9 protein-coding genes are annotated in these 15,897 nt (G+C 61.8%); 5 read left to right on the top strand and 4 right to left on the bottom strand.

Annotated elements, in window-relative coordinates; all coding sequences use genetic code 11:
• Nucleotides 1-379: 379 nt before the first annotated feature.
• The 3 genes from ADJ70_RS13035 to ADJ70_RS13025 form a co-directional block, all read right to left on the bottom strand.
• On the bottom strand, nucleotides 380-5,653 hold the full coding sequence (locus ADJ70_RS13035; protein ID WP_050342086.1) for a DUF4132 domain-containing protein: 5,274 nt from the start codon (nucleotides 5,651-5,653) through the stop codon (nucleotides 380-382).
• Nucleotides 5,654-5,710: 57 nt separating this feature from the next.
• The gene (locus ADJ70_RS13030) at nucleotides 5,711-6,325 is read right to left on the bottom strand and encodes a hypothetical protein (protein ID WP_216597276.1); all 615 of its coding nucleotides are present in this window, start codon (nucleotides 6,323-6,325) and stop codon (nucleotides 5,711-5,713) included.
• Nucleotides 6,326-6,547: 222 nt separating this feature from the next.
• Complete coding sequence (locus tag ADJ70_RS13025; RefSeq protein WP_050342085.1) at nucleotides 6,548-7,534, bottom strand: YdcF family protein; 987 nt, start codon at nucleotides 7,532-7,534, stop codon at nucleotides 6,548-6,550.
• Between the two features lie 789 nt (nucleotides 7,535-8,323).
• Between ADJ70_RS13025 and ADJ70_RS13020 the strand changes: the two genes are divergently transcribed.
• Together ADJ70_RS13020 and ADJ70_RS13015 are read left to right on the top strand one after the other, a co-directional pair.
• On the top strand, nucleotides 8,324-9,199 hold the full coding sequence (locus ADJ70_RS13020; protein WP_050342083.1) for a CPBP family intramembrane glutamic endopeptidase: 876 nt from the start codon (nucleotides 8,324-8,326) through the stop codon (nucleotides 9,197-9,199).
• A gap of 66 nt (nucleotides 9,200-9,265) precedes the next feature.
• Nucleotides 9,266-10,465 (top strand): RtcB family protein, encoded by a 1,200-nt coding sequence (locus ADJ70_RS13015; protein ID WP_050342081.1) that lies wholly within the window; start codon nucleotides 9,266-9,268, stop codon nucleotides 10,463-10,465.
• Between the two features lie 121 nt (nucleotides 10,466-10,586).
• Here the strand turns inward: ADJ70_RS13015 and ADJ70_RS13010 are convergent, their stop codons facing one another.
• On the bottom strand, nucleotides 10,587-11,879 hold the full coding sequence (locus tag ADJ70_RS13010) for an ATP-binding protein (RefSeq protein ID WP_050342079.1): 1,293 nt from the start codon (nucleotides 11,877-11,879) through the stop codon (nucleotides 10,587-10,589).
• Between the two features lie 308 nt (nucleotides 11,880-12,187).
• Here ADJ70_RS13010 and ADJ70_RS13005 point away from each other — a divergent pair, with 308 nt between their 5' ends.
• The 3 genes from ADJ70_RS13005 to ADJ70_RS12995 are packed head-to-tail and all read left to right on the top strand — an operon-like array spanning nucleotide 12,188 to nucleotide 15,706.
• On the top strand, nucleotides 12,188-13,108 hold the full coding sequence (locus ADJ70_RS13005; RefSeq protein WP_050342076.1) for a polyphosphate polymerase domain-containing protein: 921 nt from the start codon (nucleotides 12,188-12,190) through the stop codon (nucleotides 13,106-13,108).
• Nucleotides 13,033-13,716 carry a DUF4956 domain-containing protein gene (locus ADJ70_RS13000; RefSeq protein ID WP_050342074.1) on the top strand — a complete coding sequence of 228 codons (684 nt, stop codon included), beginning with the start codon at nucleotides 13,033-13,035 and terminating at the stop codon, nucleotides 13,714-13,716. The genes ADJ70_RS13005 and ADJ70_RS13000 overlap by 76 nt, the downstream gene beginning before the upstream one ends.
• Nucleotides 13,706-15,706: a carbohydrate-binding domain-containing protein gene (locus ADJ70_RS12995; protein ID WP_050342072.1), complete on the top strand. Its 2,001-nt coding sequence runs from the start codon at nucleotides 13,706-13,708 to the stop codon at nucleotides 15,704-15,706. Before ADJ70_RS13000 ends, ADJ70_RS12995 begins: the two co-directional genes overlap by 11 nt.
• The last annotated feature ends 191 nt before the right edge of the window (nucleotides 15,707-15,897 follow it).

The following is a 15,897-nucleotide window of genomic DNA, read 5'->3' as shown; positions in this document are numbered from 1 at the left end:
GAACCTACATGCAAGCGATGGGGACGCCTTTGACACGTTCACATCTGCCAGCGGTATGATCGCGCCCGCCAGCGGTAGTGGCAAACGGCAAGACAAGTATTGGGGCATCCCGAGCGCTCCTTTGGGCAGGACGCGCCTTACACAGCCCACGGATCCACCGAGGGCACCACCACGCCGGCGGCTACCACGAAGTCGCGGACCTCGCGGGGAGAACGTCACAAGGGGGAGCGCGACGCGCGAACACGGACGCCTGACAGCGCAGCCCACACAGCCACTCGGCGATGAACATACGGGGCTGCACGATCAGAGTCACTTGGCAGTGCGAGCCAAGGCGGTCTTTCCACGCGTGGCAACCTTTCCTTGCAGGCAGAACGGTCTCTCAGCTGTCCAAATCAACTTGCCCCACGTCGCCCCTGCGTATCTGTGCAAGGATTGTGGGGTCCTTGATCGTGTAATCCTTTGCCAAGAGCACGATCTTCGACATGACCTCAGCGGTCTTGGGGTCGTCATCCGCAAACGGCAGGAACAGCCGTCCCCGATGCTGGGAGTGGACGGGCACGATGACCGCCACGCCCCTTCCCTCGACGTGGACGGTGCCCGAGCCCAGGTGCACCGAGTAGCGTCCCAAGGTACCCCTGACCTCGGCGTAGCTCCCAACGAGCTCCACGTTGCCCAGCCCCATGAGGGAGACGAGCTCCCCCGCGATGGACCTGCGCATCTCGATGGTGGAGGGGCTGGCCCCAACGTCCACGCCACTTGCGGAGGCGATGCTCACGACCAGGTCGATATCACGCATCACCTCGGAGAACAGCACGGGACTCACCGACTCGAGCTCGATGGGCTCGCCGCTCGCGCGCCCAAAGAACCGTATCGTCTCTAAGGTCGGCTCCTCGACGTCCGATGGCGAGAACCAGTCTGCCATCGCATACATCCTCACGATAACGCCCTCGCCATAGCAGACCTTCTGCAGGCCCTCCTCGTGATCGACGGTCCATCCCCGACCCTTCAGGAGGGCGACTGCCCTCGTGGCCCGCACCTGGTGGCCGCTGTATCGCCGCGACACAATCCTCTCGCGCCGCTCGTCTCCCGTTATGGGGTAGTACTCCCTAAATACCTGCTTGAAGGGCTGGACTATCCTTTGCTCGCAGGTCATGCGCATGTAGGACGCCCAGACGCCACCAGCCAACAGGTCGTGGGGATGGGCGATACGAAACGTCTCGTCGGGCTTGGCATAGCTCAGCTGTCCCTCCTCGTCGCAAAACGCCAGCCGACCAGCCTCCAGGCTCGCAAACCCCCTGACGCCTTGCCCACAGGCCCACACGAGGCGCCCAAGCATCGGCGCGATAACGGGATGTTTCAGGATGTCGAGCAGCTCGCCGCCCTCGAAGGTAAGTCGATCCACCATGGCCGCCTCAAGAGTCGCCCTGCTTCTGGCCAGCTGCTCCTTGAGCTCCCTCGCCCTTTGCTTGAGCAGGGCCACATACGCATCCTTCCGCAGCGTGGCAGGAACATGCTTGAGCGTCCTGTCTTTCTTGCGCACCACGACACGCGCCACGCCGTCCCCATCGATGGCAAGGCACACCGAGAAGTCCGCGATCACGCGTCCCTCCATGAGCGGACGGATCTCCCGTAGCTTTGCGGCCTCCATCCTCCAGATCAGGCGATTGACATCGGAAAGCCCGGCAGTCTGCGCGAGGTTCTCGAGGGCGGCCGCGCAGGCCCTCTTCTCGCTTTCCCGCCTCGTGGCACCAAACCGACGCCCCTCCCTCTCAAAGGCGCATATGAACTCGTAGCGGTGCAGGAGGTCGGCATCCCCGTCTGCCTCATCCAGTAAGATGAGGGCATAGGCCCTCAGCTTTTCCTTGTGCCGCTCCTCCTCGATCTGGCGCTCCGTCTCGTCGCGGTCGAGCTTTCCTAAGATGGCGTCGGCATACAGCTGCGAGCGCCTGTGGGTAAGAGAGCCCGAGGAGATGTACGTGGCGCACTCATATAGAACCTTGAATCGCTCGGCACCTAACGTGGCGTAGACGTCCTTGAACCACCCGACGTCGAAGGCGCCGTCGTTGAAGCGCCTGGGCGGTATGGGAGAGTAGACGGCGACCTCTGTCTCCTTCTCTGCCGAGAAGGCCTCGCTCACATGGGCGTGGAAGAGCCAGACGCCCTTCCGGAGCCCCTCCCACCCCAGCGCCCCCTCGATGACGCCCGCCCACTGAGGGGCATACATGGCCGCCTCAACAAGGCGCCTGTCCTTGACGTTTGCACCCCGCGCCAGGGATCTCAGCACCTGGGGAGTGTCACCAGCGGCCGGATAGCAGTGCCTCAGCAAAAAGCTCAGGGTCTCTCGCTTGGTGAGCTCGCATGCGAACTCATAGCCTTGGTGGAAGCGCTCCGTGCCGAGCGCAACAAGCAGCCTGCAAAAGTGTCCCACGCCCTCCACGCGCATGATCCCATAGCAGCTGCGCGATGTGCCCGTGGGCATCTCGCCTCGCAGGGCCTCGACGTCGACCATGCGATGGATGATCCTGTCGGCAAGGGGCACGATCCATGGGTGGCGCGCGGACAGCTCCCTGCCCCGGGCCGTCTTCGAGAGGCCACTCAGGACGCTCATACAGCCACTCCTGTCGGCATGGGGATACAGCAGCCACTGACACAGGCAATCCTGGGGAATGAGCCCCAGGTCGACCGCCCACGCATACTGCTCAAGGGAAAGGGAGTCAACGCGAAAGCCAGAGCCAGACTCGAAGGCATACTCCGCCATAAACCACCTGGCAAAGCGCTCGTCGTGTTCCGAGCGACCAGTGGCTCCTGGTTGGCTGTCGTATGGCTGTCCAGCACCGGGCGAGCTCAGACGATTGAGGACGTCTCGGTAGAAGCCCACCATGCCATGTCTGGCAAGAATGGCGAAGGGAAGAAACTCGTCGTAGGCCGACTCCTTCTTGCCCTCGACCTTCACGAGATAGGGACACCAAAGACGGGAGGGGCCAATGGCGTCCCGCATGCTAAAGTAGAGCACAAACGCGGCGTCGTACAGGCCCTGGGCAGCTGGAGCATCACGCGCCAGCACGGACACGTCAAGCAGCAGGCGCACGACGTCGCGCAACTGCCAGAAGAGTGTGCCGTACCTTGCCTGTGCCCTCTCGCGCAGCTTCGGAGCCAGCTGACCCTCAATGCGCACGAACCAAGGCTCGCGCCTGTACTCTGGCGCCCACTCCCACGCCTCCGTTCGCTCTATGAGGCACCGGTAGCAGAGCATGAGCATCTTGACGCTATCCACAAGACAGTCACCAAGCGCCCGCCTGAACTCATCATAGAGGGGAATCCTGTGCTGAAGAGCGATGGCATCCTGCGCGCCGGACGCCTTGGCCGCGCCGTCGCGTGGGGCCGCGTCGTTGGCTGGAGCCGCGCCGTCGCCTCGCTCGGGCGCGCGCAGCGGCAGGCTGTAGAACGTGGCATCTCCAAACCGCACCCACACGGGAGTCCCGTCATCCCGTACGGTCTTGTACTCAAAGTCCCCGTGCGCCTCAAAGACGGCGTGCACCCTGTCGAGCACCTCAAACACCTCGTCGTCACTCATGAGAAGTGCCATCAGCTCAGCCTTCGAGAGCCGCTCTTTCCTCCGAACGCGCAAGCGGGCCCTCTCGCGTGCGTCAGCAGGCATATCCTGCGACATTGCGTCAGCAGGCATGGCCCTTGGCACAAGCGCCGAGCCCCGCGAAAGGGTATCCTGTGCCCTCTCGACCACGCCCCTGTCAAAGAGGCCGTATCCGTCCTCGGCCGAAGGTCCCTGCCCAGAGGCAGGTGCGCCCACGCCTCCGTCTGCGAGCTGGTCCAACAGGACCCTGGTTTGGGCCGGGAGGTCTTGGGTTCTCAGCCTCGCAATGTGCTCCTTGTTCGCAGAGCTGAGAGCCTCATCATTGAGCATGAGCTCGATGGCCGCCTGCAGTTGAAGGCTGTTGCCCGGAAGCAGGCACTCGACGGCCTGTTGTCGCAGGGAGACCCCCTGCCGAGCAAGGTAGGACAGTGCCCGCTTCCTGAAACCGGCATGCCTGGAACCGAGCGCGCCGCAGACACGGATCACATCCTCCGCACTTGTCCTGCAGCGGTCAAGTCGGGCGAGGGCGTACTCTCGCGTCGTAGAGCTTCTGTCTCGCAGCGCATCGTAGAGGCACAGGCGGTGCGCCGCGCTGTGCTCAGCGTCCAGCAGATTGATGTAGATGGCCCTTCGCTGGTCGGCCGAAAACATGTTCCTCATTGCGTAGAGTTCAGAGACCATCTTGTCATCCAGGTCATGGGCCGCAAGGCTGATAAGGCAGTTCAGCACCGGCTCGCTGGACAGATCACTCTCGATAGAGAGAAACGGCAAGCTGCGAAAGCGGCACGTTCTGCTCCCAATGTGGATGGCAAGCTCCTTGAGTCCCAAAAACTGGGCAAGACGCTCGCCACGAGACGGGGGGAGGGCCCGATTCGGCAGCGGCTCTACCTCGCACAATACGGGCGTTGTGGAGCGGATGCGCGCCTCGATTGCCTGATAGGTACAGGCTAGGTTCAAGACCAGCCAGGCAAGAACTTCATCGTCACGCTCGTCGAGATGCGCGCAGGCCAAGGCATGTCGATAGCGATCGGCGTGGTGAGGCAGCTCATCCTCCCGACGCCACACAAGGTACCAGCCCACAAGCCGCCTGTGCGTGCACTCGTCACAGAGCAGCTCCTCGACCGCACGATCCGCCCCTGTCGCATCCTCGCAGCCATCCGCCCAAAGGCCCAGGTACAGCTCAAGGGGGTTGGAGCTCGCCATACACCGTGCACGACTGTCCCTGTCAACAAGGCACTCGTAGGCCAGCGCGACCAGCTGACGCAGCCGCGACTGGCTCAGACCCTTCCGGTCAAGGCCCGTCCACAGCAAGAACGCACGCACGGCGCTGCTGTAGCGAAACAGATCCTCGTCGATGCACAGCCTGAAAAGGTAGATGAATGTCTCGAGGCGACCGACATCAGCGCTCTCCAGTATCGCCTGACGCAGACCCTCCTGCAGTCGCGCGCTAACGAGCAGCTGTCCCAACAACTCCATCAGCCTGCCGTTTCCGCTGATGATGATTGCCTCTATAGCGGAGTAGGAAAGGAGAGCCGCGCCGTTGTCTTTCAGGATCATATCCTCCATGGTTCCGATGATCCGCTGGTTACCCTTGTCGATCTCTAGGGCCAAGGCACGAGAACTCCCCTCCAGATACGTGTCAGGGTCGAGGTAAAGGAGCTCTTCGACGCTCTTCCCATGCTGCATCAGCCTGACGTAGGAGCAGATCTCATTGATCATGTCGGCGGCATGGTAGCAAAATGCGGTCGCATGATAGCTCCTCCGGAAGTCCGAGGAAGAGAGGCTGCACGGCATGAGGAGAGTAACCAAGCGCCTCACGTCGCACGCAACGGCATCACCGGCAAGAGCCGCGACCGCCTTGGACAGACCACCATCCAGAAACTCCTCTGGCGAGTCGAGCTCGTCAGGGGGCCTGCCGTAGCAGGCGGTCAGCTCCTCCCACACCAGATCCCAGTCAAAGTAGCTCTTGATGTAGCTGGCCAACGCCTTCTCAAGGGGGGTCTGCGCCTCCTCAGGAAGCAGCTCGTGTCCATCGCGAGCCGACCCAGACGAACCCACCATGGCTCTTCCCTCCAAGGTCTGTGAGATTTGCGGCCTGCGTAATTTTTGCCCTCTGGTCTACGCGATCTGTACAACTTGGCATCGCTGGCACAGGGGATACTCGTCCAAGAAGTCACGGATGGCCGCCAGCATGCCCTCGTAGCTAGTTCCGTAGAAGTACAGGGCCGTCTTTGTCGGACCGACCCAATGGCTGTAGTAGGAGCCGACGCCATCCATCAACCTCACCAGGTGGTCAATCATAACGTTGGCGTCGCAGTTTTGGTAGACCTCATCGGGGAGGTCGGTACCGTTCAGGTAGAGGGCAAGCCCCTCTTGTTGCCCCACCAAGAGCTCCCCGGGCCCGCCGTCCTCCCCGTCCCACAGCAGCCTCGACCCCTTGGGCACCCCCATGGCATCGATAAGCCCGCCAATCATCGAGATGAGCTCGGGCGATCCATCCCGCAGGCAGAGTTCGATGTCACACTCCTCGATCTCTCCCGAATCGGACAGCAGTGTCCCGCCACCACTCACCTCTCCCAGCTCGTGTAACCTCAAAGTCTCATCCAAGACATCCTCAAAGACGCCCCGATCCATGGGCATAAAGCGTGCGTGCAGGTTCAACGTGACCGCAAAGGGATAGGTCTCGATCGTCTTTGATTCACTGCCACTGCCACCCGATTCATTACCACCCATAAGTACGCTCCTCACGATAGCCCTCTGTTCCCAATGGCCCGCCCAACGATCAGCTGCCAACCAGGCTGCCGGTCCGGCCGCCGACCCAGCTGCCAGCCACCGGTGGCGCCAGCGCCCGTCTCACTCGCGCCCGCGCCGCCCGCGCCGCAGCTCTTTCGCGCTCGCACCGCAATCGTCACGTATTCTACCAGGCGTAAGGCGACACCCGGGGAATGCCCTCTCCTATCGGATGAGATTGGCGAGGACCCACAAGATTGCAATACCAATATAGGGACTTGGATGGGCCTTCGTGATGGCCACGAACTCACGGATGAAGGCCGTCGGCCAGTACCACCCACTCGTTTTGCTGCCCACCCCATCGGCGGCAATCCCAAGCTTGTGGGCATACTCGACGCAGCGAAACACGTGAAAGTCACTCGTGACCACGACGCAACGATATGGACTCCCCTGTGCCAGACTATCTATGAGGTCCCTCGAGTAGCGCAGGTTCTCCATCGTGGTCGTTGAGCGATCCTCGTCGAGAATCGCCTCTGCGGGGACACCGTTGCGCACAAGGTAGGCATGCATGGCTGCGGCCTCTGAGACCACCTCATCTGCCCCCTGTCCACCCGAGACGACGATCCGCCCGCGCTTGTCCTGACGACGCCACAGCTCAATGCCCTTGTCGAGCCGCCCGGCCAAAAGTGGCGTGGGCCTGTCGCCCGAAAGCCCGGCGCCGTGGATGATGATGTAGTCGTACACGCGCTTTCGAGGCAGCGTGCGATAGAGCCATGAGTAGAGAAGGAGGGCCACGAGCGTGAACGAGAACCACAGGCCCTCGAACACGAAGAGCCCCACGATCGCCATGAGCCACCTTGGTCCATTGAAGTCCACCGTAAGGGGAAAGCTCACGTAGAGTGCGACGATGAACACGGCAAGCAGGATGGGCAAAAGGCTTGCCAGAGAAAGGCCCTCTCTCCTCAGCACAATGACCCCGTTCATTATCAGAAGAACGGATGCAAGGAGGGGAAAGAGGACGATGAGCGCGACAACGAGCAGTATCAGCCAGATCTGGTTTCTTAGCATCACGATGCTCGAGACAAGCGCGCACCCTACTGCCGCGAGCAGGTAGAGGGCGTTGCGGAACTGCCGAGGCTCACGAAGGTACGAGCGGACGAAAAGTCCCCCAAACACGATGGCCGGAGCATATGCGCGCAGAACGTCGAACATGTACACCCTCTCTGGAAAGACCCTAGGCGAGCGGCAACCGACCCCGCCCGCCCCTGCGACTGCCAACCGCCAAGTACAGTGATAACGTCATCGTAGGGGCAGCGCTTCATACGACGCCTTCTTGCGTGCCGATTGTATCACCCGCCAAGGGGCAAGGGAGCAAGGGCGCGCCGGGGGCGGGGGAGCGCCGGGGGCGGGGGGCGTCGGGGGCGGGGGAGCGCATGAGGAACCGCCCCGCAGCCTGGCGGGTGGTTCCCCGGGCGCGTTTGCCCAGTTGGGCCATCTCCCAAAGTGCCCCGGAATCTGGCGGGCGGTTCCCCGGGCGCGTTTGCCCAGTTGGGCCATCTCCCAAAGTGCCCCGCAGCCTGGCGGGTGGTTCCCCGAACACGTTTGCCCAGTTGGGCCATCTCCCAAAGTGCCCCGCAGCCTGGCGGGTGGTTCCCCGGGCGCGTGCGGAACCGCCCCGCAGCCTGGCGGGTGGTTCCCCGGGCGCGTTTGCCCAGTTGGGCCATCTCCCAAAGTGCCCCGCAGCCTGGCGGGTGGTTCCCCGGGCGTGTTTGCCCAGTTGGGCCATCTCCCAAAGTGCCCCGCAGCCTGGCGGGTGGTTCCCCGGGCGCGTGCGGAACCGCCCCGCAGCCTGGCGGGTGGTTGCTCCGCGCTCTCCGGCTGACCGAACGGCCTCACGCTTCGAAAGACTCCTCGAGCAGACGCCCTGTTGACGTGCACGAGAACGCGATATATCCTCTCCCTGCGCCAAGACTACCTACGACCATAATAGAGGGGACATCCATGATTGCACTGTCTAACCAAGAGAAATGGCGGCCGTGGGGCGCGTTTGCACTCGAGGCCATAGTGCTCGTGCTGGAAATCTGGCTATTCGCCCCCCTGCAAGCGAACTTAGGCCGGACGGGCCTCATCCTCACAGAGCTGGCGTTTCTCGCGCTGGCCGTGGGTACAGCGCTCCTTCACAAGACGTCCTTGAAAGAGGTGTTCCCCCTCAAGCGGCCTACCCTCCGTGAGCTGGGTGGTGTACTTCTCCTTTGCCTGTCGGGGCTGATGCTCTCTGTATTTGCCACCCACGTCTCCCTCATACTGCTTCCCCAATCGATGCCGGAAATCAAAGAGCTCCATGACTTTCTCTATACGGGACAAAGCCTCCCTGTCATGGTGCTGATCGTTGCGATCATGCCCGCCATATGCGAGGAGGCACTCCAACGTGGCGCGATTCTCTCGCACCTGCGCTCTCTTAAGAAGGATTGGCTCATCATCCTGATCATGGGCGTCTTCTTTGGCCTCTTCCACCTGAGCGCGCTCAGGTTTCTTTCCACGGCCATCCTGGGAGCACTACTAAGCTACCTGATAGTCAAGAAGAACAATCTGATCCTACCCATGCTGATGCACCTTATGAACAACCTTGTCAGCGTTATGGCCGGTACCATGGCGAGCGAGAACGCAGGGCAGGCCCTGGACACGATGCAAACCATCACCCCGCTGCAGCGTATCGGCGGCAGCTGCATCGTTTGTTGCCTGGTTCCCGTACTTCTGGTAGCAGCTGGGAGCCTCATCGACCCGACGGGGCACCGCCGCAAAAGCTGGCTGGTCGCCGGCCTTTGCGGCGTGGCACTGTTTACGGTAGGTATGGTGTGCGCGTCTCTCTCCATGTAGAGCTGTGGCAGAGCAGGTGCGCGCCAGGCAAACTTTGCCTACAATCAAGGGGAAGGAGGAAAAGGAATGTTTGAGATAGAGGGACGCTACGCAACAGCGAAGTGCTTCGCCACAGTCGTGGAGGACGAGGCCATCGAGCAGGTGCGCACCATGTGCGACACCAAGTTCACGGAAGGTTGCCAGGTACGCATCATGCCCGACGTACACGTAGGTGCCGGCTGCACCATAGGAACCACCATGACCGTGAAGGACAAGGTGGTCCCCAATGTCGTGGGCGTCGACATCGGCTGCGGCATGTACACGGTCAACCTTGGCAAGGGCGACATCGACATGAAGGCGTTCGATGAGGCCTGCCACAAGGTGCCCTCCGGCAAGCACGTATGGGAGGGCCGCAAGGAGCGCTTCAACCTCCTGGAGCTTGAGTGCTACCGGATGCTCAGGGACGCGAAGCGCATCGGGAGGTCCATTGGCACGCTCGGCGGCGGCAACCACTTCATCGAGATAGATGCCTCTGCCGACGGGACACACTACCTGGTCATTCACTCTGGCAGTCGCAACCTGGGCAAGCAGGTGGCCGAGTACTACCAGAGTCTCGCGGTGGACCTGCACAAGGGAAAGGAGGAGTACTTCGCCAAGCGCGACGCGCTCATCGCCGAGTACAAGGCGGCGGGGCGCCGCAAGGAGATCCAGTCCGCACTCAAGGAGCTGCACTGGACGGAGAGGCAGCCCGACGTGGAGGCCGACCTCTGCTGGCTCTATGGGACATACTTTGACTCCTACATGCATGACATCGAGATCTGCCAGGCCTTTGCACGACGCAACCGAGAGGTCATGGCCAACGAGATCCTCAGCCTGACCGGCTTGGAGGGAAGTCAGGCCTTCCACACCATCCACAACTATATAGACACGAGCGAGATGATACTGCGCAAGGGAGCCATTGCCGCACACGAGGGCGAGCTCGTGCTCATCCCCATCAACATGCGCGATGGGTCCATCCTGGCCCGCGGCAGGGGAAACCCCGACTGGAACTTCTCGGCCCCACACGGCGCCGGTCGTGTCCTGTCCCGCACCCGAGCCCGCGAGCAGCTGAACATGGACGAGTATCGCCACAGCATGGAGGGCGTCTACACCACGAGCGTCAGCGAGTCCACGATCGACGAGGCACCCATGGCCTACAAGTCGCTCAAGGACATCATCGGCCCCGTGAACGAGTCCGTAGACGTCATCGAGGTGCTCAAGCCCATCTACAACTTCAAGGCAGCGTAAGGGCGCGGCTCGCGACCTGCGGCAGCCCCCGCCCGCCGCAGGCGCCTGCCGACCACAGGCCCCGCGCTCACGCAAGCGCGAGCCCCCGCCAGCGCCGCAGAGCCTCGCGCTGGCGGGGGGCTCAGAGTCTCAGGCTGTTCGGGTCGAGCAGGAAGTCATAGACGCTCATGGTGAGGATGCCGTTCTCGTCCCAGCGGGACTTTAGCACGTCACGCACGAGGACCACCTTCTTGAAGCTGTCTGCGATCTCGAGAAGCGATGCCTTCTCGGCCTCCTCCTTGGCCCGCGTGGGAATCTGGAAGGCAGACTGCACATAGAGTCGCTCGCTCCCCTTGTTTGCCACAAAGTCACACTCGAGCTGCTTGCGGACCTGCCTTCCCTTTCCATCACGCACGCGCTTCTCCACCACGCCGACATCGACGACATACCCACGCAAGCACAGCTCGTTGTAGACGATGTTCTCCATGATATGGGTCTCCTCCACCTGACGAAACCCAAGGCGGGCATTGCGCAGTCCTATGTCCTCAAAGTAGTATTTCCTTGGACTGCCAATATGCCTGCGTCCCTTCACGTCAAAGCGCCCGCTCTCCTCGATAAGGAATGAGTCCTTTAGGTACTCTATATAAGTATAGATAGTGTTTCGTGAGATGTCCGAGTGCAGCTCGCTCTTGAACGTCGCCTCGATCCTCGAGGGGTTGGTGAGGGAGCCGATGCAGGAAGCGAGCACGTCAATGAGATCGTCGAGCTCTTGGGTCTTGACGATCCCGTTTCGGGCGATGATATCCTTCATATACGTCTCGGCAAATAGGTCCTCCAGATACCTGGCCCTCTGCTCGTCGGACCTCATGGCGCACGCGAGCGGCATGCCGCCGTACGTCACGTACTCGGCCCAGCCATGATAGACGTCACCCTCGTATGCTTGCATGAACTCGGCAAAGGAAAATGGGCGCACGTGCACCCGATCGCCCCGCCCACGAAACTCGGTCATAACGTCACTTGACAGCAACTTCGAGTTGCTGCCGGTCACATAGACATCGACATTGCGCAGGCGCAGCAGACCATTGAGCACCCCGTAGAGCCTTGGGGGACTATCCTTGTCCTTTAGCTCCTCACTGCTCATGGCATACTGAACCTCGTCGAGAAGGACGTAGTACTGCCCGTCGTCATCTGCGACCCTCTCCCTGATGTGGTGGGAGAGCGCCTTGGGATCTCGCAGGTCCTCAAACTGGTCGTCATCGAGGGCGATCTCTATCAGGTGTGCCTCGTCAACACCAAGGCTTCGCAGGTAGGCACCAAAGAGCTCAAACAGAAGGTAGGTCTTACCACACCTACGGATGCCCGTTATGACCTTGATCATGCCGTTGCCCATGCGTAGCTTGAGGTCATCGAGGTACTTGTCACGTTTGATGCGCATGTGCCTCCGTTCTATTCCGCCTTGTTGATATTTTTTGACACATATGGCGCATATTCTTAGTATAGCTATGGTGCCGCCATCTGTCCGCAGCTGGTGCGGCGTATGTCTCGGCTCGGCGCCAGCTCAGCGTGCCGTAAACCCAAATCCTGTCGCATCAGCTTCAAGGACGCACGGCTCCACCAGCATTTTCAGCTTTGGCCGATGGACGTCTCCCTTTTATGGGAGGTCTTATTCTTTTGGATATCTTAAAGACCGAGAGTGCATACTACCCCCTACCAACACCCGATGCATTCGGTGAGGAGGTAGCCATGACACAGACAGTCTTCAGGCGCTACGAGGCAAAGTACCATCTGACCAGCAGGCAACGCTCACGGCTCAAGATACTCATGGCCTCCCACATGAGGCCAGACGTCCATGGGCCCTCCACCGTGAGAAGCCTCTACTACGACACCCCAACGCACCTGCTAGCTAGGCGCTCGTCCGAGAGACCCGCCTACAAGGAGAAGCTGCGTATTCGCAGCTACCGGGAGGCATGCGACACAACCTTGGTGTTCCTCGAGCTCAAGAAGAAGTTCGATGGCGTGGTCTACAAGCGGCGTGTGACGCTACCACTTGCGGCCGCAGACGCGGTGCTACGCGGCAGCAAGATCCCAACAAGCCAGATAGAGCGCGAGATCGCGTTCACAGCATCCATGTATGAGGACCTCCGGCCCGCGATGCTCATCATCTGCGATCGCGAGGCATACTACGACATGGCCAACCAGGACTTTCGCATCACCCTCGACAGGCGCGTGCGCTGCCGCTGGGAGGAGGTGACGCTTAAGGGCAGCAGCGAGGGACGTTCGCTTTTGGATGAGACCATGAGCCTGATGGAGCTCAAGTGCGCCGGCGCCCTTCCCCTCTGGATGGTCGGCTTTCTCGCCTCTGAGCACATCCACAGGGTCTCGTTCTCGAAGTACTGTAGCGCGTGGCTCCTTCAGCAGGCAATCGAGAGGCCCATCGTCTGGGATCCGACCAGGGTAGCCTCGTTTGCTCAGGTACCCCTGCGCTCGGGAGCCGGGCCGCCCGCCAGGTCCCACGGCGAGCACCATCCCGAACATCACTCGACGGCAACCGCCCGATCCTGGGCCAGTCTCACGAAGGGAGCCTCAAGATGTTCGACTCACTGTTCTTCAGCTCAACCACCACGACCACCGTCTCCTACACAGCCTTTCTCATCTCGGTCGTGAGTGCCATGGTCCTGGGCCTCGCGCTCTCATGGACCTACTGCTTCCGCAGCCGCTTCACCCGCAGCTTCGTCATCACGACGGCGACGCTGCCCGCCATTGTCGCCGTCGTGATCATGATGGTGAATGGTAACGTAGGCGCCGGCGTCGCCGTCGCGGGTGGTTTCAGCCTGGTGCGCTTCAGGAGCGTGCCGGGCAAGGCGCGTGACATCGCCTTCATCTTCCTGTCTATGTGCGTCGGTCTGGTGTGTGGCATGGGCTACGTTGCCCTTGCCGTTCTCGTCACCGTGCTCATTGGTGGCATGAACCTTGTCCTGCAGGTCACGGGCCTGGGACTTGCCCGCTCTGACACCGCACGCACGCTGCGCATCACCGTGCCAGAGGAGCTTGAGCGCTTCGACCTCCTTGATGACTGCATCGAGAGGTACACGACCCGCCACGAGCTGGCCTCGGTGAAGACGGCGGGCATGGGAAGCCTCTACAAGCTCACCTATGACATGGACCTCAAGTCGCTCGGATGCGAGCGCAAGATGATAGACGAGCTACGCTGCCGCAACGGCAACCTCGAGATAGCCATCACCCACCAGGAGGTGTCAAACGATGAGATTTAGCAAACAGAGAGCAAACGGCCTGTTCTACCGTACTGTCAGCTGTGGACTTGCCCTCTCACTGACGACGCTGCCGCTCATGGCCTGCTCGACGGGCTCGACCCTATCGGCCACGTCCACGCCAAGCGATGCGTCGACTGCCGCCGCCCCATCGGTCTCGACGAAGTACACTCAAACGATAGACGTCTCGAACGCCTTCAGCGACCGCGACCTCGATGGGAGCTACGACGAGTCCAAGGCGACAAGGATAGCCCTCTCGGACGGAGGCACGACCGTCACAGGCGACGGAGCGACCGTGAGCGGGAACACCGTCACCATCACGGCAGCTGGAACCTACCTCATATCCGGCACGCTGAGCGAGGGACAGATCAAGGTCGAGGCCAACGAGGCGGACAAGGTGCAGCTCGTGCTCAGTGGCGCAACTGTGACCAGCGCGAACTCAGCCGCTCTCCATGTGGCCAAGGCCGACAAGGTCTTTCTCACCCTAGCCGACGGCAGCGAGAACACGCTGGCGACCAGCGGCGCCTATGCAGCCGCAGATGACAGCGCGATCGACGGCGCCGTCTTCTCCAGATCCGACCTTACCGTGAACGGAGGTGGCTCACTTGCGGTCTCGAGCGCAGAGGGCAATGGCATCGTCTGCAAGGATGACGTGGTGCTGGCCTCGGGCAGCGCAACGGTCACCGCAGCAAAGCATGCCATCCAGGCAAACGACTCGGTACGCATCGCTGGGGGTAGCTATACCTTACGCGCAGGCACCGATGGCATCCACGCGAAAAACGACAAGAACTCGAAGCTCGGCTACATCTATGTCGCCGGTGGTAGCCTCGACATCACCGCAGAGAGTGACGGGTTCGACGCAAACTACGTGCTGCGTGTCGACGGCGGCACCATCACGGTCTCTGCGGGCGACGATGGCCTGCATGCCGAGAGTGACCTTAGCGTGAACGGCGGCGACATCACCGTCACCAAGAGCAACGAGGGCCTTGAGGGTGCGCGCGTCACCATTGCCGGAGGAACGCAGGACGTGGTGGCCAGCGACGATGGGGTGAACGCCTCAGGCGACCCCGATGACTCGGACAGCTCCTCCGACACGGGCGATGACTCCTCCAAGAACAAAGCCACCGGCTCCGACAGGCCGGGCACGTCAGGTGGCGGGCAGATGACGGGCGGGCAGGAACCCCCGGCCCAAGATCAGGGTGGCCGGGGCGACAGTACGCCACCCCAGGGTGGCCGGGGCGACAGTACGCCCCCACAAGGCAGACAGGGTGGCCAGGGCGACAGTGCGCCTCCACAAGAAGGTAAGGGCGGCATGGCGGCTGGCGCCGACGAGTCAGCCTACCTGCTCATAACCGGCGGAACCCTGACGGTCAAGGCAGATGGTGACGGCCTCGACTCCAACGGCGCACTTGAGGTGAGCGGCGGCGAGGTCTACGTAAATGGGCCCACGAGCGATGGCGACTCAGCAATCGACTATGGGGACGGCTCCACGGCTACCATCACGGGTGGCACAGTGGTGGCACTCGGCTCGACCGGCATGGCCGAGGGGTTTGGCAACTCATCCACGCAAGGCAGCATGCTCGTCTCCGCTAACGGAAATACCGGCGATACCGTCACCCTGAGCGACTCCTCGGGCAAGGTGCTCTGCAGCTACGTGGCGCAGAAGAGCTTTGCTTGCGTGCTGGTAAGCGCCCCTGGCGTCGAACAAGGAAAGTCGTACACACTTAAGGTCGGATCGAATTCGATTGACGTCACGCTTGACGGCATAACGTACAGCAACGTCTCCGGCGGCATGGGAAGGCCCGCTGGCCCATCCGCTGGCGGCAGCCCGACCGGTAGTGGCGGCGGCCCGTCCGGTGGCGGCGGTTCGACCAGCGGCGGCGGCCCGACCGCTCCAACGGGGACAACGAACCCGCCCGGAGGATCGCAGGGCAACAAGGGCGGAAACACCAAAGACGGGCCTAGGGGCACGGCACCCACTAGCAGGGGCTAGGCAGGATTAGGGGGCCTGCGAGCCCACCGTCTTACGCGCGGCGCCCGGCGACACCAAGTGGAGCGCAACCTCAAAACGTGCCACCAGGTGCCGCCAAATGTCACACGCTTCCCCGACACCACACATTTGCCGGTTCTTGTAACACCAAGTGGCATCGAGTGCGATGCTGCGGGCAGCTGTCGCAGTAGCAG

Source organism: Olsenella sp. oral taxon 807 (genome assembly GCF_001189515.2).
GTDB lineage: Bacteria > Actinomycetota > Coriobacteriia > Coriobacteriales > Atopobiaceae > Olsenella_F.
Note: the sequence above shows the minus strand (reverse complement) of the source record. Positions and strands in the feature narration are given on the sequence as shown.

Excerpts from the sequence above, each read along its gene's own strand:
- ADJ70_RS13035 (WP_050342086.1), bottom strand. The coding sequence starts at position 5,653 with ATGGTGGGTTCGTCTGGGTCGGCTCGCGATGGACACGAGCTGCTTCCT.
- ADJ70_RS13030 (WP_216597276.1), bottom strand. The coding sequence starts at position 6,325 with ATGGGTGGTAATGAATCGGGTGGCAGTGGCAGTGAATCAAAGACGATC.
- ADJ70_RS13025 (WP_050342085.1), bottom strand. The coding sequence starts at position 7,534 with ATGTTCGACGTTCTGCGCGCATATGCTCCGGCCATCGTGTTTGGGGGA.
- ADJ70_RS13020 (WP_050342083.1), top strand. The coding sequence starts at position 8,324 with ATGATTGCACTGTCTAACCAAGAGAAATGGCGGCCGTGGGGCGCGTTT.
- ADJ70_RS13015 (WP_050342081.1), top strand. The coding sequence starts at position 9,266 with ATGTTTGAGATAGAGGGACGCTACGCAACAGCGAAGTGCTTCGCCACA.
- ADJ70_RS13010 (WP_050342079.1), bottom strand. The coding sequence starts at position 11,879 with ATGCGCATCAAACGTGACAAGTACCTCGATGACCTCAAGCTACGCATG.
- ADJ70_RS13005 (WP_050342076.1), top strand. The coding sequence starts at position 12,188 with ATGACACAGACAGTCTTCAGGCGCTACGAGGCAAAGTACCATCTGACC.
- ADJ70_RS13000 (WP_050342074.1), top strand. The coding sequence starts at position 13,033 with ATGTTCGACTCACTGTTCTTCAGCTCAACCACCACGACCACCGTCTCC.
- ADJ70_RS12995 (WP_050342072.1), top strand. The coding sequence starts at position 13,706 with ATGAGATTTAGCAAACAGAGAGCAAACGGCCTGTTCTACCGTACTGTC.